We start from the raw sequence: 26,749 nt of genomic DNA, 5'->3' as shown, positions 1-26,749 counted from the left end.
GGATGACGGATACGGCCCAAGGGGTACGGGGTGCGCTGCGGCGCGAGCTGGGCGGCTTCCTGCGCGCGCACCGCGAGCTGCTGGCCCCGGTGGACGTGGGGCTGCCGCGCACCCCGCGGCGGCGCACCTCGGGTCTGCGGCGCGAGGAGGTCGCGGCGCTGTCGGGCGTCTCGGTGGCCTGGTACACGTGGCTGGAGCAGGGGCGTGTGGACACGTCCCGGCAGGTCCTGGACGCGGTGGCGCGGGCGCTGCGGATGGACGGGGCGGCGCGGGAGCACGCGCTGGCGCTGGCGGGGTTCGCCCCGGACGGCCTGGACGCACCGGACGGCCCCGCCGCTCCAGGGGTCGACCACCAGCGCCTGCTGGACAGTTGGCCCGCCAGCCCCGCCCTGCTCCTGGGCCCCGCCCTGGACATCCTCGCCTGGAACCCGGCCTACGCGGCCCTCTGGCCCGACCCCGCCCCCACACCCCCCGACCACCGCAACCTGCTCCTCTTCCTGACCGCCGACCCCGCCCACCAGCGCCTCCTGCCCGACTGGCACCCCCTGGCGATGGACCTCTACCGCCACTTCCGCACCCGCGCCGACCGCGACCCGCTCTCGGCGCGCTTCCGGCAACTCACGACCCGGCTGCGTGCCGAGCGCCCCGACCTGGAGGAGTGGTGGGACTGCCGCTCGGTGGGCGACTTCGCACCCCGGACCATCGAACTGACGCTCCCCGGCGGCCAGTTGGCGCGCTACGGCGTGACGCTCCTGCTCACCCCTGAGCCTCGGGGAGGGGCAGTGCTGGTGCAGACTCCGGCGTCCTGAGCGGCAGCGGATCGGCGTACCGCGCCCGGACGGCGTCCCGGGCGGCGATCACGCGCGCGAGACGGGGGCCGAGGCGGGCCCGGTCGGCGCCGGGTGCGTGGAGCAGGGTGGTGAGGTCGTCGGCGAGTTCGGCCAGGTCGGCCCAGTGGGTGGTGGGGGCTTCGGCGGGGGCGAGGAGGCGGGCGAGGCGGGCGTCCAGGGCGGTCCAGTCGGCCAGGCCCGCGGCGATCAGGACGTACAGGTAGTCGTGCCACGGGGAGGGTTCGTCGTCGGCGCGGGCGAGGCGGACGGCCCGCAGCCACAGGGGGCGGGCGGCGGCGGGACCTTCGGCGCCGCCGACGGCGAGGGCGAGCAGTTGCAGGCCGTAGGCCTCGTCGGCCTCGTACGCGGCGAGGGCGGCGCGGCGGGCGCGGGCCCACTGTCCGGTCACGCGGTACGCCTTGCTCAGCGCCTCGACGGACTCGCTGCCGCCGTCCGTGAACTCTGCCCTTTCACCCGCGAGTTGGGCGAGGGCGAGCCCGGGGCGACCGCACCACAGGTGCACGTCGGCGGTCGTGCGCCGCGCCCACCCCGGGTCCTCGCCGCCGGTTTCGGCGTACCGGGCGAGGTCGGCGAGGGCCTCGTCCGTGCGGCCCATGGCGATGTGGACGAGGGTCAGCATCCGGTGGGCGAAGGGGTGGTCCTGGTCGAGCCGCACGGCCCGGTCCAGGTCGACGAGCGCTTCGCCGTAGTGGTCGAGTTCGTACAGGACGGCGCCGCGCAGGGCGAGGGCCGACGCGTCCCCCGGGTCGAGGTCGACGACCTTGTCCAGGTCGGGGCGGGCCTCCTCCGGACGGTCCAGGTCGTACAGTCGGCAGGCGCGTTCGTAGAGGATCCAGCCGGAGTCCGGGACCAGGGACTTGGCGCGGTCGACGTCGGCCATGGCCCGCTCGCTGTCGGACAGGGCCAGGTGCGCCGCGGACCGGTGGACCAGCGCCCAGGTGTAGTCCGGGCGCAGCTCGATGGCCCGGTCGAGGTCCCTGAGGGCCGCCTCGTTCCGGCCGAGACGGTGCAGGGCGAGGCCGCGGCTCGCGTACGCCGAGGCGTACGCGGTGTTGTGCTCGATCGCGCGGTCGTAGTCGGCGAGGGAGTCCTCGTGGCGTCCGGCGACGCGCAGGGCGTCGCCGCGCTCGCAGGCCACCCACGTCGAGTCCGGGGCGAGGTCGACGCACCGGTCCAGGTCGGCGATGGCCGCCTCGTGCTCGCCCCGGTCGCGCCGCACGCGGGCTCTTCGGACCCTTGCCCACAGGAACTCGGGCTTGATCCGCAGCGCGCGGTCGAGGGCGGTCAGGGCTTCCTCGTACTGGCCGAGGGCGCTGTGGGTCTCGCCCAGCTCGGCCCAGCTTCCCGCGTGGTCCGCGGCACGTTCGACGGCGCGGGTCAGGTCGGCGAGTGCCGCGTCGTAGGAGCCCATGAGGCGGTGGATCCGGCCGCGCAGCGAGAGGACGTAGTCGTCGTCGGGACCGAGTTCGTCGGCGCGGTTCAGGTCGGCGAGCGCCAGGTCGTACGCGCCCATCAGCAGCCGTGTGTAGCCCCTGCCGTAGTGCGCCCGCAGCAGCGTCGGGTCGGCCGCGAGTGCCAGGTCGTACTCCGTGACGGAGGCCGGGTAGTCCCGGCTGACGCGCAGCTCGCGTCCCCGGACGGCGTACGCGAGGGCCCGTGTGGGCGGGTCGAGCCCGGCGCGGTCGAGCAGCACCTCAAGGGCGCCGGGCAGCCCGCCGCCCTCGAAGGCCCGCAGCAGGTCCCGCCCCCACGTCCCGACGTCCCGCGCGTCGGCGTCCTCCCCCGCCTGGACCAGGGCCTCGGCGCATCTCCGGGCGGCCTCCTCGTCCCAGCCGCCCGCCTCGACCACGGCCCGCAGGGCGGCGGGCAGCGCGCCCCGCTCCCCCGAGCACAGCAGGTAGTGGACCTCCGCGAGCCGCAGTTCGCGCCACCGCTCGTCGCCCCAGAGCCCATCGGGGTCGATCCCCGTCCCGGCTTCGGCCCGCCACTCGCCGAAGGTCTCCGCCAACTGCCGGTGGGTGCACGCCCACCAGCGGGGCGACCGGCACCGCTGGAGCCGCAGCATCGGGGCCCGCACGACGTCGTGGTACTGGAGCCGGTTGCCGCGCTCGCTCACGAACGGCAGCCCCCGCAGCCACGCGAAGAGCCCCGGCACATCGTGCTCCGCGCACACGCCCGCGACGGCGGCCCCGAACACGTCGGCGTCGAGCCTGCGGGGCAGCGCGCACGCCAGCGCGACGGCCTGCCGCACGGGGTCCTCTTCCCACTTCAGGAACCGTTCGACGGCGGAGGCGCAGGGGTCGCCGACGTCGTCGACGCTCTCGGGCCGGTTCTCGGCGAGGGTGGACACGAGGACGGGCAGTCCGCCGGAGAGCCGCAGCACTTCTTCGACGACGGCCTCGGCGACGACGCCCTTGCCCGCGAGGAGCCCGCGCGCCTCCAGCTCGGTGAACGGTTCGAGCGGGACGTCGGCCATGAAGTCGGCGTAGTCGCCCCACCGGGCGGCGTCGAAGGCCTGCTGCCCGGCGATGACAGCCACGACGTTCGCGGGCAGTTGCCCGTACTTCTCGCTGATCATGAGGTCGCACAGCCACGCGTCGAGGAACGGTGCGGTCCGCTCGTACGTGTCGAAGAACAGCACGACCCAGGGCACCGAGGCCGCGACCTCCCCCAGCTCCTTCAGGAACACGGGCGTGAGGACCCGCTCCGGGGAGAGGACCAGCTGCACGTCGTCCTGACTACGGAAGCGCGCACCGAGCCCGGCCCTCAACCGGTCGGCGCCATACGCGAGTTGGGCGGGGTCGACCGCGCCCGCCAGCATCCCGACGCCGGGCAGCAGCCCGAGTCCGGCGAGGCCGGCGCGGGCGGCGGTCATGCTTCCGGCAGAGGGCTGGGGCGACTGGCTTCCGGCGGAGGGCCCGCCGGGCTGGAGCGCCTGTTCCTCCTGCGGCCCGTTCAGCGCGGCGAGGGCGGCGGACTCGGCTTCGTACCGCCGCTCCCGGTGAGCGACGAGCAGCCGCTCCAACTCCTTGAACCCGCCCGCCTTGCCTCCCTTGCCCCCCTTGCCCTCCCTGCGCCCGAACTCCGCACTCACGACCCCCAGCGCGTCCGCGACACTCCCCACGGACTCATCCACATAGGCGGTCAGGGCGCCCCGTTCCTCGGCGAGTTGCCGCAGCTCCCGTACGAGGGACGTCTTCCCCACGCCCGCGTTGCCACGGATGTGGAAGAGGAAGCGGTGCCGCTCGTCCTCCGGCGGCAGGTCGAAGTTCTCGCGGAAGAGGGCGAGTTCGTTGCGCCGCCCCACGAATCCGGCGCGCTTGCGCAGTCGGATCAGCTCCTGCATGGACGGCTGCCTGCCCGCGTCCGACGCCATCGGCTCCACTCCCCGCATGGTGCGCGTTCCCCTGCGGGCAAGTGTTCCATCACGGGCTGGGACGCGGGCTGACTGGCCGAGCAAAAACCAGGTGCGGGCGGTCGCCGCGACGGTGTGGGATGCGGGGCATGACGATCGCTCTGAACGAGCCCGGCGTCGACGGGCTGGCCGGGGCCGTGGCCGCCCTCCGCGCGTGGCAGGACGACCGCACGCCGCTGCAACTCCACCCGGGAGACCTCGGCTGGGCCTGGGCGCTGGGCGCGGAGAGGCTGGCCCCGGCCGTCCGTACCTGGAGCGTGGACGGCCGGATCATCGCCGTCGGGTTCCTGGACGGCCCTGATGTGCTTCGCCTGACGACCGCGCCGGACCTGCGACAGGACGGTGATCTGGCGCGCCGACTGCTGGCGGACCTCGATGATCCGGAGCGCGGGGTCCTGCCGCCCGGGAAGGTCGGCCTCGAAATCCCCGACGGCGCGCTGCTCCGCGAGGTCCTCCTGGAGGCGGGCTGGAGTCTGGACGAGCCGTGGACGCCGCTGCACCTCGACCTCGCCGAGCCGGTGAGGGACTCCGGCCTGCGGATCGAGGTGGCCGGTCCGGAGACGGCGGGGGTGCGGACCGCGGTGCACCGATCGGCGTTCGGCAGCCCGACGTTCACCGAGGAGATCTGGCACGTCCTCGCGGCCGGTCCGGTCTACGCCGACGCCCGCTGCCTGATCGGCTACGACGACGAGGACAACGCGGTCGCCGCGGCGACGGTCTGGTCGGCCGGACCCGGCAGGCCCGGCCTGCTGGAGCCGGTCGGCGTGCACGCCGACCATCGCGGTCGCGGCTACGGAACGGCGATCGGCGTCGCCGCCGCGGCGGCCCTGCGCGAACTGGGCGCATCGAGCGCACTCGTCAGCACCCCCAGCTCGAACGCCGCCGCCGTCGCCGCCTACAGGGCAGCGGGATACGAGCCGTCGCCCGAACGGCTGGACGTCAGCCGAGCCGCCTGAAGGCGATCAGGCGGCGGTATCGGCCGGGCCGCGTCGCCCCAGGGGTACGACGAAGGCCCCCTCGCCCATGGCCGGGGGCCTTTTCGCGCTCAGTCGAGCGCTGCCAGTTCAGCGCGGACGATGGCCTCGGTACCGCCGATGTTCTTGCGCAGCGCCTCTTGGCAGAGCAGTACGTGATACGTCCGGCCCCCCTTGCCGATCAGTTCGGCGCGAGCCGTACGGGCTCGCACGCCGTCCTCCACGTCATCCGGCGTCTCAAAGAAGTTGACGACCAGACGGAGCATGGCCCGTACGTACTCGGGGGTTTGCAAGTTGCCCCAGGCGGGGGCGGCATCAATCGCACCTTAACCTTAAAACCGTGCAAGTTCACGCAAGTTCGGTGCGCGACAAGGTGACTTGAGCGCAAGCTCGTACACAGCGATCGTCTTCAACGAGCAAGGTGGTCACCATGGCATTGCACATGCTGGGCAAGGACCCGAACTCCCCCGAGGGCAAGTCGGCGACTGTCTACTACGACGACGTGGCGGACCGGTACCTCGTCCAGGGACTGAAGGTGCTGGACGCGGAACGGCTCTCGCAGATGGATCTTCCCGACTACGAGACTGTGGTGGAGATCCCCAAGTACATGGTGCAGTTCTTCCCGGAGGTGGACGGTGGCCGAGGAGCCGACGTTTGAGGGGTTGTTCCGGCAGGCGAAGCGCTCTGCTGTGCACCTGGAGATGCGGGACGGCTACATGCGGTCGGACCCGAGCTACATCTCCTGGAAGCAGGACCCTCACAGCGTCGCGGCCGAGCGTGACCCGGACTCACGGCCCTGGCTCCGGCTGATGAAGGAGATCACCAGTCGTGGGGTGGAGGTGCGTCGCGCTCGGATCTTCTCCGAGCCGATGAGCGACTACCTACGCTTTGAGCACTACCTCACGCCCAGCAACGTGGGTGCTGGTGAGCAGGTCCGTTGGCTACCGCGTTGCGAGGCGTCCGACATCGCCCTGCCCGGCAACGACTTCTGGTTGTTCGATGACAGCCTTGTCGTCTTCCTGCACTTCACCGGAGAAGGTGAGCTGTCGCCAGAGGGCGATGAGGAACGCACAACAGCACCGGGAGCAGTACGGCTTTGCTCGACGGCCTTCGAGGCGGTCTGGGAGCGCGCCACACCGCACGAGGAGTACAGGCCGGTCTGATGCGCGAACAGGACTGACGCCCCCGTGTCACCGTCGCCGTCGCCGTCGCCGTCATCAAGCGTCCGGAGCGCCAAGGAAGCGCTCGGGAAGCGTCTCCGAGAGATCCGCAAGGCCTCCGGCAAGACCGCTCGCGCCGTGGCGGCGGCGGCAGGGTGGCACGAGTCGAAGAGTTCTCGTTTGGAGAACGGCAGGACGCCTCCTTCCGACGAGGACATTCGGATCTGGACCCGCATCTGCGACGCGGAGGACCAGGCCGCAGATCTCATCGCCACCGCACGCGGCATCGACGGCATGTACGTCGAATGGCGCCGCCTGGAAAGCAGTGGCCTCAAGCGCGTCCAAGAGTCAGTGCTCCCACTCTTCGAGCGCACTCTCTGGTTTCGCTTCTATCAGTCCTGGGTCGTCCCCGGCCTCCTTCAGACCGAGGACTACACCCGAGCCGTGCTGAACACGGTCGTGTCCGTCCGAGACACCGTGGATGACACCGAAGAGGCCGTCGCGGCACGAATGGAGCGGCAACGCGTGCTGCACGCCAGGGGTCGGCGTTTCGCGTTCTTGATCGAGGAATGGGTTCTCCGCACCGTCATCGGCGACGCGGAGACGATGGTCACCCAACTCGGGCACCTGATCGGCATGACGGCAACGCCGTCCGTGAGCCTCGGCCTCACGGTGACACAACCCCGTGAGATCGCCGACTACGGCAAGGCGTTCGCCGAACTGGCAGGCATCGCCGCCTATGGAGCAGCCGCCAGGAAGCTAATCACTACGGCGATCGACGCCTGCCAGTGAATTCGTGCAAGTCCGTAGAAGTTCATTGAGCCCCGGGACCCGGTAGCTCGATCCTCAAAGCATCGTCATACCCACGCGATATCCCCTGGATGCCCTCCCCGGCGTTCCTTGGACCGGTTGGCCGGGGAGGAGCAACGCCCGTCAGAGCGGGCGAGCAAGTGCACAACGAGCAGGGGAGGCACCCCTGTTCGCAGCTTGAGGAGGCGTAAGCCTGTCCCCGGCTCCGGTCGGGGGCCGCTCCTTCCCTGACCACCCCACGCCCGGAAGGGTGCAGGCCGAGTGCACCTGCTTGTCGTTGACTGGGACTTCTTCTTCCCCACCCCTACAGCCGGGGCACCGCTGGGTGATCATCCCGAGCTGTACGCCTGGCCGGTCGCCGAAGACGCCACCCACGTCGAAGCCATGTGGCTGAAGCGACTGCGGGACTTCGAGCGGGCCGACGTCGACCTTCCCCGCTGTCGCGGCTATAAGGGCTTCTGGGACCGCTTCACCATCGCACCCGGGGCCCCGGTCTACTACGCCGACTCGAACGCCTGGGCCGCCCAGATCTTCCCCTCGAACCTCGGAGGCGAAGGCGGCTGGGAAATCGTCCACCTCTACGACGCGCACCACGACTGCGGCTACAAGAACAACACCGCGACGTTCGAGGAGTGGAAGGCCAAGGGACAGATCAGCGCCGAGAACTGGATGCTCGCGCACTACTGGAGCCGGTCGAAACTGTTCGTCCACTTCCCGCCCTGGCGAGAGTCGCTGGCCAGACCCACCGAGCAGCCCGTCATTCCCGTCAGCATGGTCATTGACGACGGGGAGGCGCCGAGCTGGTGTGACGACCAGTTCGAGGACTTCCTGAAAGCCTGCCCGGCTCGACCAGTGGAACATCCGCACAACGCGTGGAACCAGCCCCGAGCGGACGTGAGGCGCATGGAGATGCTCTCCCGGCGCGTCGGACACTCGCACCCAGGATGCTGAGATCCCTGGTCGCGTCCCGTGGGTACGACGAAGGCCCCCTCGTCGCTGACGAGGGGGCCTTCGTTCTGCTGGAGCGCCCGGCAGGCCTTGCACCTACATTTCCCATCGGATGATGGGCGTCTTTCCTTGGACCACAGACGCGCGACTTCCGTGCTGTGCACCGAAGTTACGTATTGATCGTACACCCTCGTGAGGGTCCGTCACGCCACACCCGCGCACCGTGGCATCGGCCCACCGGGCAGAGGAGTCGGCCTTGTTCACCCGCGAGAGGGAGCGACGGGGTGGGTGAGGTCGGGTAGGTCTTTTCCCCGGTCCTTTTTCTCAGCTCGGAGGTGGGCCGCATGGAGGACGAGGAAGCCGCGGCGGTGCTCAAGGCCGTGGGCCGCCAGATCAAGGCGTGGCGCGAGGCGGCGGGGATGCGCCGCTCGGAACTGGGCGCGGCCATCGGGTACGGCGAGGAGATGGTGTCGTCCGTGGAGCGGGGGCGCCGGATCCCCAAGCCGGAGTTCCTGGACAACGCGGACGAGGTGTTGGGGGCGGACGGGAAGCTCTCCGCGATGAAGCGGGATGTGGAGGAGGCTCGGTACCCGAAGAATGTTCGGGACTTGGCCAAGTTGGAAGCGCAGGCCATGGAGCTCGGTGCCTACGCAAGCCACCACATCCACGGCCTGCTCCAGACCCCGGAGTACGCGCAGGCGCTGTACGAGATGCGGCGCCCCTCGTACACGGAGGAGGAGATCGACCACCTGGTCGGCGCCCGCATGGCGAGGAAGGCCGTCTTCGAGCACGTTCCCCGGCCACTGATCACCTTCGTCCAGGAAGAGGTGACACTACTACGGCCCATCGGGGGAAGAATGGTGTTGCGGCAACAGATCGAACACCTGTTGGACATCGGCAAGTTGAGGCACGTGGAGATCCAGGTCATGCCAACGGATCGTGACGACCACGCTGGGATGGCGGGCTCGCTCCAACTGCTGAAGCTTCGGGATGGCACGTCGCTCGCGCACTCAGAAGCCCAGCTTTCCAACCGGCTGATCAGCGACTCCCGGGAAGTCCAGATCATGGAAATGCGCTATGGAATGATCCGGGCGCAGGCCCTGACACCGCAGGAGTCCCTGGCCTTCATCGAGAACTTACTGGGAGAAGCATGACCCCCAACAGCCAGGACGCCGGGGCTGGTCCGGCACTGAAGTGGTTCAAGAGCAGCCACAGCAGCAACGACGGGCCCGAATGCGTCGAGGTCGCCGTCGCCCGGACCCGCGCCGCCGTCCACATACGCGACTCCAAAAACACGGCCGCCGCCCACCTCACCGTCGCCGAAGCCGTCTGGGCTGACTTCGTCGGGTTCGCGACGAGGGAGGGCCACCGGCCAGTCGGGTGACCTTCGGGGGCGGGCCGGTGTGGCCCGCCGGACGGACCGGAAAGGCTTCCTGCGCCCCCGGCAAGCCCTCGCCGGGGGCGTCTACGAGTCGGAGGTCTCCATGTCGTCGCGTATCCGGAAGACCGTTGCGGCCACTGCCGTCGCAGCCTCGTGCGGTCTGGCACTCATGATCGCCCCCGCGCAGGCAAGCACGCCGGCCCCGGCACATCACCAGACGGCGGCCCAGGCGGCCCGGGCGTGCGGCGCATGCCCCATCCCCAAGCTCGGCATCACTGAATCCGCGGTCGCCGACAATGACGCAGAGGTCGAGATCAAGAAGATGGCCCCGGACGGGCCCGCCTCCAAGGCGGGCCTGGACAACGGGGACGTGCTCCAGTTCATCGACAGCGCCGAGACCGTCGGCAGCGGCACCGCCATCCTGGACCCGGATCACCTCAACCAGCTCCTCAAGGACCGGGCGTCCGGGACGCAGGTCAAGTTCCAGGTCTTCAAGACGGCCGAAAGGGGAGAGGCCTACATCGACGTCACGATCGACTGACGGCGCGGGCCGCCCGCAGCAAGGCCGACGCCCCGGTCGGCGCCTCTCGCGTGGCGGACCTTGATCACCGGTGTAACGATCCGCTTGTGCGAGCGAGCAGATCTCGGTCGCACAAGCGGCTGTTGAAATCGGATCACCTATTCCTGGGGACCTGGTCCAGGGCGGCTTTCCGGAGTCACGTTCGCCGGCACCCTGACCGTGGTCATCAAGAACAACACGTTCAAGTACCCGATCACCATCACCTCGCAGGCGCTCAACAGCAACATCCTGCAGGTCAACGCCAAACTGCAGTCCGACCAAGAGGTGTCCACCACCAGCAGCTTCACCCTGGACGTCGACAGCCTGGGCCGGGGCAAGATCTTCTTCCAGTCCCCGACCGGTCACGGCAAGACCACCAGCATTCACTGCGGAGGCGCGCTGCTGTCCACCCGCGTCATCCAGATGACCGGGAAGATGACCGACCCGACCATCACCAACAACGCCCAGGGCGACTTCACCGTCACCCGCCCGGCGCTGTAGCCACACGCCGGACAGCCGCAGGGCTGCGAGGTCGCGTTGATCCGAGCCGCAAGCGAAGCCAACGCGACCGCGTAGCCCGGATGGCAGAGCGCGCGAGCGCCCGCAGTGAGCAGCGAAATTTGCTCCTGTACGCCCCTTGATCACCTCTGAGCGCCTTCGAACCGGGGCTCATGGAAGCGGTCTACCGGAGATGATCATTCCGGATGGCTGACAACTGGTCGGCTGCCACTGAACAGAGGAACCTCCCCCCATGCGTCTTCGTCATGCGGTCGGCGCCGCCCTCGGCGCCCTCGCCCTCATCGTGACCATCCCCACCTCGGCCAACGCCACCTCCGGCTTCTTCTTCTACCAGTACGGCGACTCGGCCAACCCAACTGCTGGGAAGCTGGAGGAGCCGGACGCGCGCGTGTGCATCAATATCCCCGAGGTCGAGGGCAAGCCCGGCAGCGCGTTCTCGCCGAGCAACGACGTAGGCGATTCCGAAGCCATGCTCTACAGCGAAGAGGACTGCGAGGGCACGACCACGAAGATCGTCCAAGGCCAAGAGCTCGGCGCCGACGTGAAGTTCAAGTCCGTGATCTTCGAGATTGTGTGAGCCACCCCACTCCACCCCGGTGCGGGCCGTCACGGCCCGCACCGGGGCGGTGCCATGTCACGGCCCTCGCGGCCGAACGGATCGCGGACCGAAGTGACCGTGTGTACACGCGAGTTGATGTACGGTGACCGCAGACAGAACGGCCCCCGCGCTGGCGGCAACCAGCAGCGAGGGCCTTCACGCCGAGTGCTTAACAGGAGCACCCGAAATGCATCGCCATGCTATCTCCCCCGCCCGATTCTTCTCCCAGGTGCCGAACGAGATCATCCGCCATCCGCGGCTCTGCTCGGACGCGGTCCGGCTTCTGACCTGGCAGCTCTCCCTCCCGGAGGGGGCGGACGAAACACTCTCCGCCACCGCCCGCAGCGCGGGCATCGGGCGCGCCGGATTCAACCGCGCCAAGCGGGAGTTGAAGGCCGAGGGCTACCTCCACGAGTGGCGCGAGCAGCGCGAACGCGGCCGGTGGGCCACTAGCCAGCTCATCTCGAACGTTCCGCTGAGCCTGGAGGAAGCCGCGTCCTTACGCGGTGGCGGCAGCGGCGCCGGTGTCGGCGTCGTACCGAGTGACCGGTCTCCGGCCGTCGGTCGGCCGACGCCCCCGACCGTCGGCGGTCATCCAGACGCGACACCCCCGGTGAACACCCCCCAACCATCCGCACCCGCAGCCGAGTTGCCGGACGCCCAGCGGCTCATCCAGGACCTCCCCGGCCTGGACCCGCGTCTGCGCGTCCCACGCGGCATGCTGCCCCAGCTCACCGAGCTGGCCGAGCGGTGGCTCGCCCTCGGCCACACCCCCGACGACGTACGCAGGGAGATCCGGCAGGGCCTGCCCCCGGTGATCCACCGGCCGGGAGGCCTGCTGCGCCACCTGCTCAGCGACCCGGCCCCGGCCCGCCCGCCACAGGCGCCCGTCGCCGCCCTGCGGGAGTGCGCGGGCCCGCACCCGCAGCCGCTGGTGTTCCGGCCGGTGGCCGGTGAGGACCGCTGCGGAAGCTGCCGCCAGGACGGCGCGGCGCGACAGGCCGCCGTCCGGGCCACCGCACGGGGCGCCCTGGCCGCCCGCACGGCCATGCGCGGGGCGCGGGCGTAGGTCTCTCCACCCCCGCCTCGGGTACCCGCCGGAGGGCAGGAGCGGGATCGAGCCAACCGGGACGGTTCCAGCCGCCGTTCGCCGCGAGTTGTCCGCGTACATCCCCGGAATTGTCCGTGATCCGTAACAGCGGGATCCCCCGGCCCGTCCGCCTCATCCTGCCAGGTGGCCGCGACGCGGCCGGTGGGGATCGAGGGACTTCGCAAAGGGGCGGACATGGCGCGGCACAGCGGCGGGCGGGGCTGGTACGGGAAGGTCGCGGGGGCGGCGCTCGGGGTGATGATGCTCGCCACCGGGGCGTCCGTGTGGACCGCGCAGGCCGGTGCCACGGACGAGCCGACGCCCAGGGCGAGCGCGCCGAGCAGCAAGGTCAAGCCGGTCGACGACACCATCGTGCACGCCTCCGACGCGGGCAAGCGCGGCGTGAACATCACCATCGACGACGGGCCCGACCCCAAGTGGACCCCGCAGATGCTCGACCTGCTGCGGCAGTACAAGGTGAAGGCCACGTTCTGCATGGTCGGCACGCAGGCGCAGGCCCACCCCGACCTCGTCAAGAAGGTCGTCGCCGCCGGGCACCGGCTGTGCGACCACTCGGTGTCCCACAACACCGCCATGGACAAGGAGTCCGCGGCCTACCGCTCCCAGCAGATCCTCGACGCCGAGCGCATGATCACCAAGGCGTCCGGTGGCGTACGGCCGATGTACTACCGGGCGCCCGGCGGGGCCTTCACCCCCGACAGCCGCAAGCTCGCCGCCTCCCGGGGCATGCGCCCGCTCGGCTGGAACGTGGACAGCAAGGACTTCGAACTCCCCGGCACGAACGCCATCGTCACCACCGTCCAGCGGGAACTGGCCAACGGCCCGACGGTCCTGTTCCACGACGCGGGCGGCGAGCGCGGCCAGACCGTAGAGGCCCTGCGCCGGCTCCTGCCCTGGATGAAGCAGCAGGGCTACTCGTTCGGCTTCCCGGTGCGTTGAGAGCGTTGAGACAGGCCCCGGCGAGCCTCAGCAGGCCTCATCACGGTGACGTTCAGATCGCGGTGACGTTGACGGCCGACGGGCCCTTCTGCCCCGCCTCGATCTCGAACTCGACGTTCTGGCCCTCGGCGAGGGTCTTGAAGCCGTTGCCCTGAATCGCGGAGAAGTGCACGAAGACGTCCTTGCTGCCGTCAGCCGGGGTGATGAACCCGAAGCCCTTGCTCTCGTTGAACCACTTGACCTGCCCCTTGATCTTGGCCATGGCCCCCAGCTCCTTCGGCTGAACACGTCACCCCACGACGGTGACGTTGCGATGCGCTCAACTTAGCGAGGCTCCTCGGCCAAGGTCATCAACGCGTTGCCAGCCAGGCGGCCAGGGCGGGTTGGCCGGATCCGGGCCACGGCGGCTCAGTCGGTCCGGCGGGCTCCGTCTCGGGCAGGGCGCTTAGCCCCAGGTGCGTTCGCACAGGACGAGGCGGTAGCCGTCCGGGTCCTCGATCGTCACCCCGTACTCGTCCCAGTACGGGTTGTGCGCGGCGACGCGCGTTCCGCCCCTGGCCGTCAGGCGGGTCACCAACTCCTCGTCCACCGGCGCCCCCAGGTACACCACGAACAGGTCGTCCACCGTCGGGGTCGGGCCCAGGGGGGCCTCGGGGTCGTGCGTCAGCTCGAAGTGCCAGGCGCCGCCGCGCGGGCCGACCATGATGAGGTCGTGCTTGCCGGAGACGCGTTCGGTGGTGCGCCAGAGGACGTCGAGGCCGAGGCCGTCCACGTAGAAGCGTTCTGCGGCGGCGAGGTCCCGGGAGGGGCGGGCCACGCGGATGTGGGTCGTGGAGTCGATCACTTCGCGGCCTCCGCCTTCGCGGCTTCGGAGTTCGTGGCTTCCAGCTTCGCGGCCTCCGCCTTCGCCGACTCCAGCGCCGCCCGCCACACCGGGCTGTCCACGTAGTGGTTGTCGAAGCGCTCCGACGACTCCGCGATCTCCTTCGGGTCCGCCTCGCCGCGCAGCACCCGGCCCAGCAGGCGCAGGTAGTCGAAGCGGTCCATGCCCGGCGTGAACACGAACATCACGTCCGCCTCGCAGCCGGGGGCCGCGGCGAAGGCGTGCGGGGTGTGCGGCGGGACCGCCAGGAAGTCGCCCGCGTTCAGGACGGTGATCTCCTCGCCCACGAGGACCTGGAGGGAGCCGCTGATGACGAAGAACAGCTCCGTCGCCTTGGTGTGGAAGTGCGACGGCGCCCCCACCGCGCCCGTCGCGAAGGTCGACCGGTAGCTCGTGAAGCCCGCCGCGCCGGACGACTCGCCGAGGAGGGTCATCACGCTGCTCGGGTCGGCGCAGGTCTCGGCCTGGGCGGCTCGGGTCAGCACCGCCTTGGGGGCCGCGGTGGCCGTCGTGTCGGTCGTCGTGTTCGTGTGCGTGTCGTTGTTCATGATCATGACTCTACGGTCCCCAGTGACCTGCTGGATAGGTCATTTCCATGGCAGAAATACGGGTCAATTACGCGTCCGGGCCACCGCCGACGCGGAGACCAGCGTCGCCCCCGCCAGGCTGCCCCAGAGCGCCGTCGGCCCGTACGGAGCCAGCGACGTGATGGCCATCGGGGAGACCGCGAGGCCGAAGCCCGTCGAGAGTTCGAAGCGGGCGAGCGTGCGGCCCAGGGCGTGCGGCGGGGCCAGGGCCGTGACCAGTGCGGTGGCGCTGCCCGCGTAGACGATCTCACCGATCGTGCAGATCACCGCCACCGCGGCGATGGCCGGGGCGCCCCAGCCGCCGCCCAGCGCTGTGGCCGCGATGAAGCCGAGGTACGAGGCGGTGAGTACGACACCGGCGAGGGACAGGACCGTCCGCCGGGGGAAGCGGCGGGACATCAGGACGGTGACCGGCACTTGCAGGGTGACCACCAGCACCGTATTGACCACGAAGATGACCGCCGACCACACCGGGGACGCGTGCAGTTGGGTCACCAGGACCAAGGGGAGGGCGATTTCGGGGACGTTGAGGCAGAAGACGTAGATGACGTTGGCGGCCAGCAGCGTACGCATCCGGGGAGCGGGTTCCTCGCGCCCGCCCCCGTCGTCCCCGCCCTCGTTGTCCCCGCCCCCGGCCGGGTCAGCCGCCCCCGCCTCCGCCGGACGCACGTCCAACCGCACCGACCACGCCAACCCCGCCGCCACGACGTACGCGACCCCCGTCGCCCCCGCCAACGCCTGCAACGCCCCGGCCCCACCCGCCAGGCACACCGTGGCCACCAGCGCCCCCACCCCCATCCCCGCGTTGCGCAACGCCCGGCCCGCCGCGAGCGCCGCGTCCCGCTCGCGGCCGTGGGCCACCGTCGCCACCAGCGCCGCATGGGCCGCGGGCCACGCCTGGTTGCCGACGCCGAGGACCAGCGCCGCCGCCCCGAACAGCCAGACGTGCCCCGTCGGAGCGGCGAGCAGCAGCACCACCCCCACCGCCCGCACCAGCATCGACGCCGCCACGACCGTGCTGCGGGCGCCCCGGTCCAGCCAGCGGCCCACCGCGGGCATGCACACCAGGCCCACGACGATGCCGACCGTCATGGCGATGCCGGTGGCGGGAGCGGAGAGGCTCAGCACCGTCACGCCGTACAGGAGCAGGAAGGGCCGCAGCAGGCCGGTGCCGAGGGCGTCGACGGCCAGGGCGACGGCGTAGCGGGGGCCGCCGGAGGCACGGATCAGGGCGCGGGGGCGGATCTTGGTGGTGGTTGCCATGACGGCAACGGTGCGGTCGGCGGCCGGGTCCGGCCCGTGGGTTGACCGACACCGTCAATCCACGCCGTCGCGGGCCGCCCGGCCAGGGATGATGACGGGATGACGTTGCGCATCGACATCAGCGGCCCGTCGTCCGAGCGGGTGCGGTTCGCCGCCTCGCCGCTGGCCGAGCTGACCGCGATGCTGCACGTGCTCGCCGAACCCGGGCACCACCCGCAGCTCGCCGACTGGGCCGGGGACGTGTGGGCCGGGCTCGCGCCGGAGCCGGCCGAGCGGCTGCGGGAGGCCGAGTTCCTCTGGCGGTCCTCGCAGGCCGACTTCCTGCTCCCGGCCCGGCCGCGGCCGACCCTCGCCGAGGAGCTGGACGACGTGGACCGGATCGACGACGAGTCGTACGTGACGGCCGCGCTCATCACCACCTGCGGCGGCCGCGCCCACCTCACGGCGGCTTCGCCCCTCACCGACGCGGCCGCGCGGGAGCGGGCCCTGGACCTGGCTCAGGCCCGCGGCCCGCGCCAGGAGGCCTTCGCGGAACGGCTGCTCACGGATCCGGCGGCGGTACGCGCACGGGTCCGCCGCACGCTCGAACAGTGCGCCGACGCCTTCTTCGACGCCGCCTGGGCGGAGGTCGCCGTGCGGCTCGCCACCGATCTGCGCCTGAAGAACGACCTGCTGCGGCGCCAGGGCCTCGGGGCGGCCCTCGCGTCGGTCTCCGGCGCGGTCAGCCTGGCGCCGGACGGGGACTGCATCGTCGTGGACAAGCTGCAGGACCGGGCGACCGCCGCGCACGGTTCCGGGGCGACCTTCATCCCGAGCGTCTTCGGGCGCCCGCACCTGGTGGTGGTGCACGCGCCGGGGTGGCAGCCGGTGGTGCAGTACCCGGTGGCCGAGGCGGGTCCGGCGGAGCCGGTGTCGCTGGACGTGGTCACGCTGCGACTTGAGGCGCTCTCCCATCCGGTGCGGCTGCGGCTGCTGCGCACCCTGGCCCGCGGCCCGCACACCAACCGGGAGCTGGCCCACGCCTGGGAGCTCTCGCCCCCGGAGGTCTCCCGGCACCTCGCCGTGCTGCGCCGCGCGGGCCTGCTCAGCACCGAGCGCCACGGCCGCTACGTCCGCTACACCCTCAATCTGCCCGACCTGACGGCCCTGGGCACCGACCTCCTGTCGGCCGTACTGCGCTGAGCCCCGCCCCAACCCCCCTCCGTACACCCCGACTTCACCCCCGTACAACCGTCCCTTCCCCTCGCACGTCTCCCCCAGTGGCAAACCGCGATCCCACAAGCAGCACCACAGCCACAGGAGGATCAGTGCGACGCACCCTGACAGCGGCCCTCGCGGCGACGGCGGCCACCGCACTCGCCGTGCCCCTCATCGCGGCCGGGACCGCGTCCGCCGCGACCGCCGCCCCCCAAGCCCCCCGCGCGCCCCTCACCGACTTCAACCACGACGGCTACGGCGACCTCGCCATCTCCGCCCCGTACGCCACCCTCGGCGGCAAGACCAACGCCGGGTACGTCACCGTCGTGTACGGCTCCAAGAACGGCCCCGACCGCGCGCACCCGAAGATCATCGACCGGGGGACGGCCGGGGTGCCCGGCGAGATCACGCAGGACGGGAACTTCGGGTCGCAGGTGAGCGTCGGCGACCTGGACGGGGACGGGTTCAGCGATCTGGCCGTCGGCAGCGGGTACGGGGACGCACTGCTCGTGCTGTGGGGGTCGAAGGACGGCCTGACCGGGTCCGCCGCCGAACTGCCCGCCACCTCCGCCGGGTTCGGCACCGGCGACTTCGACGGCGATGGCCACCGCGACCTCGTCTCCCACGACTTCCCGGAGAACGAGGACGACCGGGCCGGGATGACCGTGTCGTACGGGCCCTTCACGCGCGGCGGCAAGCCCGAGCGGCAGGAGGCCGTCTACACCGGCCAGACCTTCGGGCCCATCGACATGATCCCCGGCGACGTGACCGGCGACGGCATCGACGACCTCGTCACCAGCCACGGCTTCGAGGAGTCGGCGTACCCGAGCCGGTTCTGGAAGGGCACGAAGGACGGGCTGAGCCAGGACACCAAGAAGCTGAAGTCCTCCCTCGGCGGCGCCGTCGCGGACGTCGACGGCGACGGGTACGGCGACTTCGTCACCCGCGACAACGGCTCCAGCAACGACGACAACGAAGCCGACAAGGGCACCGTCCGCGTCGACTACGGCAGCAAGGACGGGCCCGCCGCCACCCGCACCAAGAAGATCACGCAGGACTCGGCGGGCGTCCCCGGTGTCGGCGAGACCGGCGACCAGTTCGGCGCCGACATCGCCGCGGGCGACGTGAACGGGGACGGGCTCGCCGACGTCGCCGTGGGCGTGCCGAACGAGGACATCGGCAGCGGGTCCGCGAAGGTCGCCGACGCCGGGTCCTTCGTGCTGCTCAAGGGCGCGCGCGGTGGCATCGGCGGCACCGGCGCGCAGGCCTTCGACCAGTCCAAGCCCGGTGTGCCCGGGGCCTCCGAGGCCAAGGACTGGTTCGGCCACCGGGTGCTCCTCGCCGACCTCGACGGCGACGGACTGGCCGAGCTGACGGTGGCCGCGCACGGGGAGGACGGGACGTACAAGGACTCCGGGGCGGCGTGGGTGTTCCCCGGCACGCGGGCCGGGCTCACCACGACGGGCCTCGTCTCCTTCGGCCCGAAGGGGTTGGGGGCGCCGGAGCGGAATGCGACCTTCGGTCAGGATGTGGGGCGGGGGTAGGGCCTCGCGGGGCGCCCCAGTCCCGCCCCTTCTCCGAAACCGGGGGCTGCGCCCCCTGGACCCCGCTGATCGGCGCTTCGCGCCTCGTCCTCAAACGCCGGACGGGCTGGAAAATCCAGCCCCTCCGGCGTTTGAGGAGCGGGGGTCTGGGGGCGGAGCCCCCAGTTACGGGAAGGGGCGGGACCGGGGCGCCCCCGCGAGGACCTACGCGTCGAGCACCGGCAGCAGCTCCGGCAAGTGCCCGTCCGACGCCGCGGCAGCACGAACGCGTTCGTCGGGGACCTCGCCGTACAGGGTGGTGCGGGGCTTCGAGGGACGCCCGGCCGCCTCCGCGATGGCGACGAGGCCGGCCACCGACTGGTACGAGCCGTAACTGGAGCCCGCCATCCGGGAGATGGTCTCCTCCATGAGCGTGCCACCGAGGTCGTTCGCGCCGGAGCGCAGCATCTCGGCGGCCCCCTCCGCCCCGAGCTTCACCCAGCTGGTCTGGATGTTGGGGATGTGCGGGTGCAGCAGGAGGCGGGCCATGGCGGTGACCGCGCGGTTGTCGCGGGTGGTGGGGCCGGGCCTGGCGATCCCGGCGAGGTAGACGGGGGCGTTGGTGTGGATGAAGGGGAGGGTCACGAACTCCGTGAAGCCCTCGACTCCCTTGTCCAGGTTGGCCTGTTGCATCGCGGCCAGGGTGCGGAAGTGGCCGAGCCAGTGGCGCGGCTGGTCCACGTGGCCGTACATCATCGTGGAGGAGGATCGGAGCCCCAGCTCGTGCGCGGTGGAGACGACCTCCTTCCAGGTGGCCGTGGGCAGCTTGCCCTTGGTGAGGATCCAGCGGACCTCGTCGTCGAGGATCTCGGCGGCCGTGCCGGGGATGGAGTCGAGGCCGGACTCCTTGGCCCGCGTCAGCCACTCCCGTATCGAAAGCCCGGTGCGCGTCGCGCCGTTGACGACCTCCATCGGCGAGAAGGCGTGCACGTGCATGCCGGGCACGCGCTCCTTCACGGCGCGCGCGATGTCGAAGTACGCCGTGCCGGGCAGGTCCGGGTGGATGCCGCCCTGCATGCACACCTCGACCGCACCGACGTCCCAGGCCTGCGCGGCGCGGTCGGCGACCTGTGACAGGGAGAGGGTGTAGGCGTCGGCGTCGGTGCGGCGCTGGGCGAAGGCGCAGAAACGGCAGCCCGTGTAGCAGACGTTGGTGAAGTTGATGTTGCGCGTGACGATGTACGTGACGTCGTCGCCGACGACGGACTTGCGGACGTCGTCCGCGACGGAGCAGAGGGCGTCGAGGGCGGGCCCGTCGGCGTGCAGCAGGGCCAGCGCCTCGTCGTCGGTGAGCTTCGTCGGGTCGTCGGCGGCCGTGGCGAGGGCGGCGCGGACGTCGCCGTCGATCCTTGAGGGCACCATGCCGGGCGCGGCCTGCTCGCGCAGCGCCTCCCAGTCGCCGTACACCTCGTCGAAGTCGTCGCGCCGGTCGGCTGTGCGGCCCGTCGTGTCGATGGTGCGGTGCAGGTCGGTGCGGCCCGATGACTTCGTGGCCACGTACCCCTCGTCGGGCTCCTGCCAGGGCAGGCCGCGCACGGGGGCGTCGGGGTCGGCGAGGCCCGTCTGCGGGTCGGCGAGGGCCCGCACGTGCGGGAGGAGGCGCGGATCGAGCCACGGCTCACCCCGCCGTACGAACTCCGGATACACGCACAGCCGCTCCGCGAGCCGGAAGCCCTCCGCCTCCGACCGGGCCGCCAGCTCCTCGATCTTCGGCCACGGCTTCTCGGGGTTGACGTGGTCGATGGTGATCGGCGAGACGCCGCCCCAGTCGTCGATCCCGGCCCGGATGAGCCGCCCGTACTCCCCGTCGACGAGGTTGGGCGGGGCCTGGATGCACCCGGCAGGGCCCATGATGTGCCGCGCCACGGCGACCGTGGCCACCAGCTCGTCCATCTCGGCGTCCGGCATCCCGCGCATGGCCGTGTCCGGCTTGGCGCGGAAGTTCTGGATGATCAGCTCCTGGACGCCGTGGTACGACCGGGCGACGCGGCGCAGCGCGAACAGCGAATCGGCCCGCTCCTCGTAGGTCTCCCCGATCCCGATCAGCAGCCCGCTGGTGAACGGCACGGACGACCGTCCGGCGTCCTCAAGGACCCGCAGCCGCACCGCGGGTTCCTTGTCGGGCGAGCCGTGGTGCGGCCCGCCCGGCTCGCTCCACAGCCGCGTCGCCGTGGTCTCCAGCATCATGCCCATGCTGGGCGCGACGGGCTTGAGCCGCTGGAAGTCGGTCCAGCTCATGACGCCGGGGTTGAGGTGCGGCAGCAGCCCGGTCTCCTCCAGGATCCGGATCGAGATGGCCCGCACGTACGCGATCGTGTCGTCGTACCCCGCCGCCTCCAGCCACTCCCGGGCCTCGGGCCACCGCTCCTCCGGCTTGTCGCCGAGCGTGATGAGGGCTTCCTTGCAGCCCAGCTCGGCGCCCCGGCGCGCGATGTCGAGGACCTCGTCCGGCGACATGAACATCCCGTGCCCGTCCCGGCGCAGCTTGCCGGGGACGGTCACGAACGTGCAGTAGTGGCACTTGTCCCGGCACAGCCGCGTCAGCGGAATGAACACGCTCTTCGAGTACGTGATGACCCCCGCGCGCCCCTCGGCCGCGAGCCCCGCGTCCCGCACCCGCCCCGCCGACGCGGCCAGATCCTCCAGATCCTCCCCCCGCGCCCGCAACAGCACGGCGGCCTCCGCCACATCCAGCGCGACCCCGTCCCGGGCTCGCCTCAACGCCCGCCGCATGGCGTTGGCGGTGGGCCGGGCCCCTGCCCGGTCGGGATCCTGCGGCGCGCTGTTGGTCATGCCACCGAGCATACGAGCGACATCCGGCAGCCCGTGGGGCCGGTGGCCGGAACACCGGCCCACCGCCCGGGGCCGCCGCCCCGGCCCCGCCCCGCGGCCCGTCCCGACGACTGCGCGCAACCCCCCGACCCTCTTCCCTTACAAGGGAGTTCACGGCTCAATACCAGAGTTGCACGCACCACCCGCGCCACGCAGTCACCGTCGAGCACGCCTTGACGCCGTCGATGCAGAACTCTGGGGAGCCGCAGCATGTGCGAGGACGAAAGCCACCTGAACAGACGCGCGCTGCTCGTGACGGGGGCGGCCACCGCCCTTACGTTGGGCAGTGTGACCTTCGCCAGCAGCGCCGGCGCCGAGGAACGGCGGACCGGCAAGGAGACGAAGACGGTCAGGGGCACGTTGCCCACCGGATCGCCCGACTTCGTGTATCTGCCGGTCGAGATCCCGCGCGGGGTCCAGCAGATCCACGTCTCGTACAGCTATGAGAGGACGCCGGTGCCGCCCGGGACCGCCGGGAACGCCCTCGACATCGGGATCTTCGACGAGCGCGGCACGGACCTCGGCGGGAAGGGGTTCCGCGGCTGGTCGGGCGGGGCGCGCACCGAGTTCTTCATCCGGGGCGACGACGCGACGCCGGGGTACATCCCGGGTCCGGTGCGCGCCGGGACCTGGAACATCGCGCTCGGGCCCTACACCGTGGCCCCGCAGGGCCTGCCGTACGAGGTGACCATCACCCTCACGTACGGGGCGCCCGGGACCACGCCGAAGCCGAAGTATCCGCCGGAGCGGGCGAAGGGGCGGGGCCGGGCCTGGTACCGGGGCGACTGCCATCTGCACACCTGGTACTCCGACGGCCGCCGCACCCCCGCCGAGATCGGCGCCCTCGCCCGCGCCGCCGGGCTCGACTTCATCAACTCCTCCGACCACAACACCCACTCCGCGCACGCCCACTGGTCCGAGGTCGCGGGCGACGACCTGCTCGTCCTGCTCGGCGAGGAGATCACCACCCGCAACGGCCACGTCCTGGCCCTCGGCACCGACCCCGGCACCTTCGTCGACTGGCGCTACCGCGCCCGCGACAACCGCTTCGGCCACTACGCCCGCCAGGTCCGCCGCTCCGGCGGCCTCGTCGTGCCCGCCCACCCGCACGCCACCTGCGTCGGCTGCAACTGGAAGTTCGGCTTCGGCGAGGCCGACGCGGTGGAGGTGTGGAACGGCGCGTTCTCGCCGGAGGACGAGGTGGCGATCTCCGAGTGGGACAACGCGCTCGTCGCCGCCGCCCGCGGCGGCCGCCGCTGGACCCCGGCGATGGGCAACAGCGACGCCCACCGCGACCCCGACCCCGTCGGCCGCCCCCAGACCGTCGTCCTCGCCGACGACCTGACCCGCGAGGCCATCCAGGAGGGCATCCGCGCGGGCCGCTCCTACCTCACGGAGTCCAAGGCCATCGAGCTGACCTTCGGCGCGTCCGGCGGCAAGGGCAGGCACGCGGGCATCGGCGAGCGGCTGCGCGTCGACTCCGACGACCCGGTGACGGTACGGCTCGACGTGAAGGGCGTGCCGGGCTGCACCATCCGGTTCATCACGGACCAGGGCGTGCTGTTCACCAGCCCGGTGATTCCCGAGTCGGGGGCGGGGTCCGCGGAGTGGCGGACCACCGCTTCGTACGCGGCGTACGTACGGGCCGAGGTGCGGGCGGCGGCGGTCGCGCCGCCGCTGCCGGGGCCGATGAAGGCGCTCACGAACCCGATCTTCCTGGGGCGTTGAGGGCCTCGACGGCCACGGGGGTGGCCCTGGGCGCGGAGTCCGCGTCCGGTGTCGCCCCCGCCTGACCGTCCACCGTGCGGGCGGCCCCCGAGCGCGGCAGGGCGAGGGCCAGGGCCAGGCCCGCCACCATGCCCGCCGCCGTCAGGAGCACCACGACGAAGCCGCCGTCCGCCGTCGCGGCCCGCAGCGCCGGGCCCGTCCTGCCCTCCGTGCCCGTGTCGGCGACCACCGTGAACACCGCGAGCCCGATGGCGTTGCCGATGTTCAGGGCCGTGGACGCGATGCCGTTGGCGACGCCCTGTTCCCGCGCGGGCGTGCCGGTGGCGGCGGCGATCCACATGGCCGTCCAGACGACGCCCTGGCCGAGGCCGGAGAGGACGAGCCCGGGTGCGAGCAGCCCGTACCCGGCGTCCGCGTCGAAGCCGAGCGCGAGCACGGCGGTCCCCACGGCGCCGGACCCGAAGCCCACGAGGAGCGTGGCGCGGGTGCCGGTGCGGGTGGCGAGGCGCTCGCCGAGCTGGGTGCCCGCGGCGATGGCGACGGACGGGACGAGGAAGGCGAGGCCGGTCTCCAGGGCGCTGTAGCCGTGCACGGACTGGAGCAGGACGGTCAGGAAGTACGGCAGGACGCCGAAGGTCGCCATGTAGACGAACGTGACGCTCGCGCCGATGGTGAGGCTGCGGTTGCGGAAGAGACGGAAGGGCATCAGCGGGTCGGCGCTGCGGGCCTCGACGGCCACGAAGACGGCGCCGAGGACGGCCGCGAGGACGAGCGCGCCGGTCACCAGCGGGTCGCTCCAGCCCAGTTCGGGCCCCTCGACGAGCGCGAAGACCAGGAGCGTGGAGCCGCCGGTGACGCTGAGGGCGCCCGGCAGGTCGAAGCGGCGGCGCTCGGTGCGGGCCGGGTCGCGCGGGATCACGTAGAGCGCGGCGAGGGCGACGAGTCCGGCGAGGGGGACGTTCACGTAGAACACGGCGGGCCAGCCGAAGCGTTCGGTGAGGACGCCGCCGAGCAGCGCGCCGAGGGTCAGGCCGCTGGCGCCGGCGCCGCCCCACACGGCGAGCGCGCGGTTCCGCTTCGGCCCCTCCTCGAAGAGGGTGCCGATCAGCGACAGGGTGGCGGGCAGCAGCAGCGCGCCGCCGACGCCCTGCACCGCGCGGGCCGCCACGATGACGCCCGCGCTGTCGGCGAGGCCGCCCGCGAGGGAGGAGAGGCCGTACAGGACGAGGGCCAGCACGAACATCCGGCGCCGCCCCAGCAGATCGGCCGCGCGCCCGCCGAGCAGCAGGAAGCCGCCCGCGAGGACGACGTAGGCGCTGACCACCAACTGCTGGGTCTGGCCCGGGAATCCGAGGTCGGAGCCGATTTCGGGGAGCGCGACGAAGACGATGTTCAGGTCGAGGGCGTAGATCAGTTGGGCGAGGGCGAGCAGGGCGAGGATCAGGCCTGGGCGGCGTTGGTCAGACACGGGGGTGCCCCTTCGGGGTGCTCGGAACGCTTCCGTACGACTGTACGAGTTCTTACGTACGATTGACTGTACGCATCCTTACGTACGATCGCCGCGCACGGCAAGAGGGGGAGGGCGGCAACAGTTCGTATGTCGCCGTACAGAGGTACCGTGGGCGATATGAGCTACCGCCACCCCGAGCGGGACCAGATCCGGGTCGACGTCGTCCTGACCGCCCTCGGCAACCCGCTGCGGCTGTCCGTCGTCCGCCTCCTCGACGAGACCGGCGGCGACCACAACTGCACCAGCGTCCTCAACACCCTCGGTGTCTCGTCGAAGTCGACGATGACCCACCACTGGCGGGTGCTGCGCGAGAGCGGCGTGATCCGGCAGGAGCCGTCCGGCCGGGAGAACCTGCTGTCGCTGCGGCGGGCGGACCTGGACGCGCGGTATCCGGGGTTGCTGGACGCGGTGCTCGCGGGAGTGCGGACGGATTCCGTCGCCGACTGATCGGGTTCCCTCGGCGTGGGGGGCGTGCCAATCGGTTCCCTCGGCGTGGGGTGCGTGCCAATCGGTTCCCTCGGCGTGGGGTGCGTGCCTACCATCGAGGCATGAGCCGACGACATTGATCCACGAGCGCCACCTCACGCGGCCGCCGCACCGGCACGACCGGCGGCCGCCGTACGGCCCGCCGCCGTCTCGCGGCCACGCTGTACGGCTACTCCTTCCTGGACGACTGCGTCCTGCTCTACCCCGTGTACGCGCTCCTGTTCAGCGACGCGGACCTCTCCGTCACGCAGATCTCGTCCCTCTTCGTCCTCTGGTCCCTGACCGGGATCCTCCTAGAGGTCCCCTCCGGCGCCCTCGCCGACGCGGTCTCGCGCCGCCTCCTCCTGTGGACCGGCCCCCTCCTCACCGCCACGGGCTTCGCCCTCTGGACCCTCACCCCCTCCTACTGGACGTTCGCGCTCGGCTTCGCCCTGTGGGGCGCGAAGGGCGCGTTCGGCTCCGGCGCGCTGGAGGCGCTGGTGTACGAGGAGTTGGCCCACCTGGACGCGGCGGACAACTACGCCAAGGTCATGGGCCGGGCCCGGGCGGCGTCCCTCCTGGGCGTGATGACGGCGACGGCCCTGGCGGGCCCGGCACTGGCGGCGGGCGGGTACGGCCTGGTGGGCGCGGCGAGCGTGGCGGCGTGCGTGCTGACGGCGGGGGTGGCTCGGGGGCTGCCGGAGCATCGGGGTGCGGAGGGTGGGTGCGGCGCCGAGGGCGAGTCCGACGGTTCGGGCTGGTGGGGTGCCCTGCGGGCGGGGTTCGCCGAGGCCAGGGGTGACCGGGCGGTGCGCGGGGCCCTGCTGCTCGTACCGGCGGTGACGGCGGTGTGGGGCGCGCTGGACGAGTACACGCCGCTGCTGGTGCGGGAGGCCGGGGTGGGGGACGCGGAGGTGCCGTGGTGGCTGCTCCTGATCTGGGTGGGGGCGACGGCGGGCAGCCTGCTGGCGGGGGCGGTACGGGGTGTGGGCGCGGCGGGCTTCGCGGGGCTGCTGGCGGGGGCGGGCCTGGCGCTCGCGGCGGGCGCGGGCCTGATCCTCGCGGCGGGCACGGCACTCCCGGGGCGAGGGCTCCCCCTCCCGGCGGGCATCACCCTCATCGCCCTGGCCTTCTGCGCCTTCCAGCTCACCACGATCCTGGCCGACGCCCGCCTCCAGGACAGCGTCCGGGGCCCGAGCCGGGCAACGGTGACGTCCCTGGCGGGCGCGGCGACGGAGCTGACGACGGTGGCGGTGTACACGACGTACGGCTTCCTGGCCCCGGCGACGACGCACGGCACGACGTTCGCGGTGTTCGCGGCACCGTACGTACTGATGGCGCTGGCGATGGCGATGAGTAATGGCCGCCGCAGCAGTCACAACAGACAACAACGCCAACGCAAGCGCCACTAGTCCTGCCGGAGGGCGCCCGCCCCG

At 71.7% G+C, this 26,749-nt stretch carries 26 protein-coding genes; 18 read left to right on the top strand and 8 right to left on the bottom strand.

Annotated elements, in window-relative coordinates:
* The first annotated feature begins 2 nt into the window (after positions 1–2).
* Positions 3–809, top strand: a complete 807-nt coding sequence (locus tag ACZ6AA_RS20060) for a helix-turn-helix domain-containing protein (RefSeq protein WP_471459236.1) — start codon at positions 3–5, stop codon at positions 807–809.
* Here ACZ6AA_RS20060 and ACZ6AA_RS20055 read toward each other — a convergent pair.
* Positions 757–4,227: a tetratricopeptide repeat protein gene (locus ACZ6AA_RS20055; RefSeq protein ID WP_471459234.1), complete on the bottom strand. Its 3,471-nt coding sequence runs from the start codon at positions 4,225–4,227 to the stop codon at positions 757–759. The two genes, ACZ6AA_RS20060 and ACZ6AA_RS20055, sit on opposite strands and share 53 nt — an antisense overlap.
* A 128-nt stretch (positions 4,228–4,355) precedes the next feature.
* Here ACZ6AA_RS20055 and ACZ6AA_RS20050 point away from each other — a divergent pair, with 128 nt between their 5' ends.
* Positions 4,356–5,222, top strand: a complete 867-nt coding sequence (locus ACZ6AA_RS20050) for a GNAT family N-acetyltransferase (RefSeq protein WP_471459232.1) — start codon at positions 4,356–4,358, stop codon at positions 5,220–5,222.
* 89 nt (positions 5,223–5,311) lie between these two features.
* Here the strand turns inward: ACZ6AA_RS20050 and ACZ6AA_RS20045 are convergent, their stop codons facing one another.
* Positions 5,312–5,533, bottom strand: coding sequence for a Scr1 family TA system antitoxin-like transcriptional regulator (locus ACZ6AA_RS20045; RefSeq protein ID WP_468481348.1), 222 nt, complete (start codon positions 5,531–5,533; stop codon positions 5,312–5,314).
* Positions 5,534–5,670: 137 nt separating this feature from the next.
* Between ACZ6AA_RS20045 and ACZ6AA_RS20040 the strand changes: the two genes are divergently transcribed.
* From ACZ6AA_RS20040 to ACZ6AA_RS19990, 11 genes are all read left to right on the top strand, one after another.
* The gene (locus tag ACZ6AA_RS20040) at positions 5,671–5,898 is read left to right on the top strand and encodes a hypothetical protein (RefSeq protein WP_471459230.1); all 228 of its coding nucleotides are present in this window, start codon (positions 5,671–5,673) and stop codon (positions 5,896–5,898) included.
* Positions 5,876–6,403, top strand: a complete 528-nt coding sequence (locus ACZ6AA_RS20035) for a DUF6879 family protein (protein ID WP_471459228.1) — start codon at positions 5,876–5,878, stop codon at positions 6,401–6,403. The genes ACZ6AA_RS20040 and ACZ6AA_RS20035 overlap by 23 nt, the downstream gene beginning before the upstream one ends.
* Positions 6,404–6,427: 24 nt before the next feature.
* On the top strand, positions 6,428–7,192 hold the full coding sequence (locus tag ACZ6AA_RS20030; RefSeq protein WP_471459226.1) for a Scr1 family TA system antitoxin-like transcriptional regulator: 765 nt from the start codon (positions 6,428–6,430) through the stop codon (positions 7,190–7,192).
* Positions 7,193–7,471: 279 nt separating this feature from the next.
* A complete protein-coding gene (locus ACZ6AA_RS20025; RefSeq protein ID WP_471459224.1) occupies positions 7,472–8,161 on the top strand; it encodes a hypothetical protein in 690 nt (229 codons plus the stop codon).
* A 341-nt stretch (positions 8,162–8,502) separates the two neighbouring features.
* Complete coding sequence (locus tag ACZ6AA_RS20020) at positions 8,503–9,312, top strand: helix-turn-helix domain-containing protein (protein WP_471459222.1); 810 nt, start codon at positions 8,503–8,505, stop codon at positions 9,310–9,312.
* Positions 9,309–9,542, top strand: coding sequence for a DUF397 domain-containing protein (locus ACZ6AA_RS20015; protein ID WP_471459220.1), 234 nt, complete (start codon positions 9,309–9,311; stop codon positions 9,540–9,542). The genes ACZ6AA_RS20020 and ACZ6AA_RS20015 overlap by 4 nt, the downstream gene beginning before the upstream one ends.
* Before the next feature lie 100 nt (positions 9,543–9,642).
* Positions 9,643–10,080 carry a hypothetical protein gene (locus ACZ6AA_RS20010; protein ID WP_471459218.1) on the top strand — a complete coding sequence of 146 codons (438 nt, stop codon included), beginning with the start codon at positions 9,643–9,645 and terminating at the stop codon, positions 10,078–10,080.
* 198 nt (positions 10,081–10,278) lie between these two features.
* Positions 10,279–10,599, top strand: coding sequence for a hypothetical protein (locus ACZ6AA_RS20005; protein ID WP_471459216.1), 321 nt, complete (start codon positions 10,279–10,281; stop codon positions 10,597–10,599).
* 250 nt (positions 10,600–10,849) lie between these two features.
* Positions 10,850–11,194, top strand: coding sequence for a hypothetical protein (locus ACZ6AA_RS20000; RefSeq protein ID WP_471459214.1), 345 nt, complete (start codon positions 10,850–10,852; stop codon positions 11,192–11,194).
* A 208-nt stretch (positions 11,195–11,402) separates the two neighbouring features.
* Entirely contained in the window at positions 11,403–12,284 is an 882-nt protein-coding gene (locus ACZ6AA_RS19995; RefSeq protein WP_471459212.1) for a hypothetical protein, read from the top strand.
* A 216-nt stretch (positions 12,285–12,500) separates the two neighbouring features.
* Positions 12,501–13,265, top strand: coding sequence for a polysaccharide deacetylase family protein (locus ACZ6AA_RS19990; protein WP_468481343.1), 765 nt, complete (start codon positions 12,501–12,503; stop codon positions 13,263–13,265).
* A gap of 52 nt (positions 13,266–13,317) precedes the next feature.
* Here ACZ6AA_RS19990 and cspE read toward each other — a convergent pair whose 3' ends face one another.
* From cspE to ACZ6AA_RS19970, 4 genes are all read right to left on the bottom strand, one after another.
* Positions 13,318–13,527, bottom strand: a complete 210-nt coding sequence (gene cspE / locus ACZ6AA_RS19985; RefSeq protein ID WP_164322499.1) for a transcription antiterminator/RNA stability regulator CspE — start codon at positions 13,525–13,527, stop codon at positions 13,318–13,320.
* A gap of 183 nt (positions 13,528–13,710) precedes the next feature.
* The gene (locus tag ACZ6AA_RS19980) at positions 13,711–14,109 is read right to left on the bottom strand and encodes a VOC family protein (RefSeq protein ID WP_471459210.1); all 399 of its coding nucleotides are present in this window, start codon (positions 14,107–14,109) and stop codon (positions 13,711–13,713) included.
* Complete coding sequence (locus ACZ6AA_RS19975) at positions 14,106–14,696, bottom strand: cupin domain-containing protein (protein ID WP_471459208.1); 591 nt, start codon at positions 14,694–14,696, stop codon at positions 14,106–14,108. Before ACZ6AA_RS19975 ends, ACZ6AA_RS19980 begins: the two co-directional genes overlap by 4 nt.
* A gap of 63 nt (positions 14,697–14,759) precedes the next feature.
* Positions 14,760–15,998 carry an MFS transporter gene (locus ACZ6AA_RS19970; RefSeq protein WP_471459206.1) on the bottom strand — a complete coding sequence of 413 codons (1,239 nt, stop codon included), beginning with the start codon at positions 15,996–15,998 and terminating at the stop codon, positions 14,760–14,762.
* A gap of 99 nt (positions 15,999–16,097) precedes the next feature.
* On the opposite strand from ACZ6AA_RS19970, the gene ACZ6AA_RS19965 reads away from it, so the two are divergent.
* Positions 16,098–17,180, top strand: a complete 1,083-nt coding sequence (locus ACZ6AA_RS19965; RefSeq protein WP_471459204.1) for a DUF5937 family protein — start codon at positions 16,098–16,100, stop codon at positions 17,178–17,180.
* A gap of 125 nt (positions 17,181–17,305) precedes the next feature.
* Positions 17,306–18,739 carry an FG-GAP-like repeat-containing protein gene (locus tag ACZ6AA_RS19960; RefSeq protein ID WP_471459202.1) on the top strand — a complete coding sequence of 478 codons (1,434 nt, stop codon included), beginning with the start codon at positions 17,306–17,308 and terminating at the stop codon, positions 18,737–18,739.
* 204 nt (positions 18,740–18,943) lie between these two features.
* Here ACZ6AA_RS19960 and ACZ6AA_RS19955 read toward each other — a convergent pair whose 3' ends face one another.
* Positions 18,944–21,571 (bottom strand): bifunctional FO biosynthesis protein CofGH, encoded by a 2,628-nt coding sequence (locus ACZ6AA_RS19955; RefSeq protein ID WP_468457125.1) that lies wholly within the window; start codon positions 21,569–21,571, stop codon positions 18,944–18,946.
* 249 nt (positions 21,572–21,820) lie between these two features.
* On the opposite strand from ACZ6AA_RS19955, the gene ACZ6AA_RS19950 reads away from it, so the two are divergent.
* Positions 21,821–23,338, top strand: a complete 1,518-nt coding sequence (locus ACZ6AA_RS19950) for a CehA/McbA family metallohydrolase (protein WP_468457127.1) — start codon at positions 21,821–21,823, stop codon at positions 23,336–23,338.
* Here the strand turns inward: ACZ6AA_RS19950 and ACZ6AA_RS19945 are convergent.
* Positions 23,310–24,806, bottom strand: coding sequence for an MFS transporter (locus ACZ6AA_RS19945; protein ID WP_471459200.1), 1,497 nt, complete (start codon positions 24,804–24,806; stop codon positions 23,310–23,312). The two genes, ACZ6AA_RS19950 and ACZ6AA_RS19945, sit on opposite strands and share 29 nt — an antisense overlap.
* 159 nt (positions 24,807–24,965) lie before the next feature.
* On the opposite strand from ACZ6AA_RS19945, the gene ACZ6AA_RS19940 reads away from it, so the two are divergent.
* Both ACZ6AA_RS19940 and ACZ6AA_RS19935 read left to right on the top strand, forming a co-directional pair.
* Positions 24,966–25,295, top strand: coding sequence for an ArsR/SmtB family transcription factor (locus ACZ6AA_RS19940; protein WP_471459198.1), 330 nt, complete (start codon positions 24,966–24,968; stop codon positions 25,293–25,295).
* A 200-nt stretch (positions 25,296–25,495) separates the two neighbouring features.
* Positions 25,496–26,725, top strand: coding sequence for an MFS transporter (locus ACZ6AA_RS19935; RefSeq protein WP_471459447.1), 1,230 nt, complete (start codon positions 25,496–25,498; stop codon positions 26,723–26,725).
* Positions 26,726–26,749: the final 24 nt, after the last annotated feature.

This window comes from Streptomyces sp. NPDC040610 (assembly GCF_055594065.1).
Note: the sequence above shows the minus strand (reverse complement) of the source record. Positions and strands in the feature narration are given on the sequence as shown.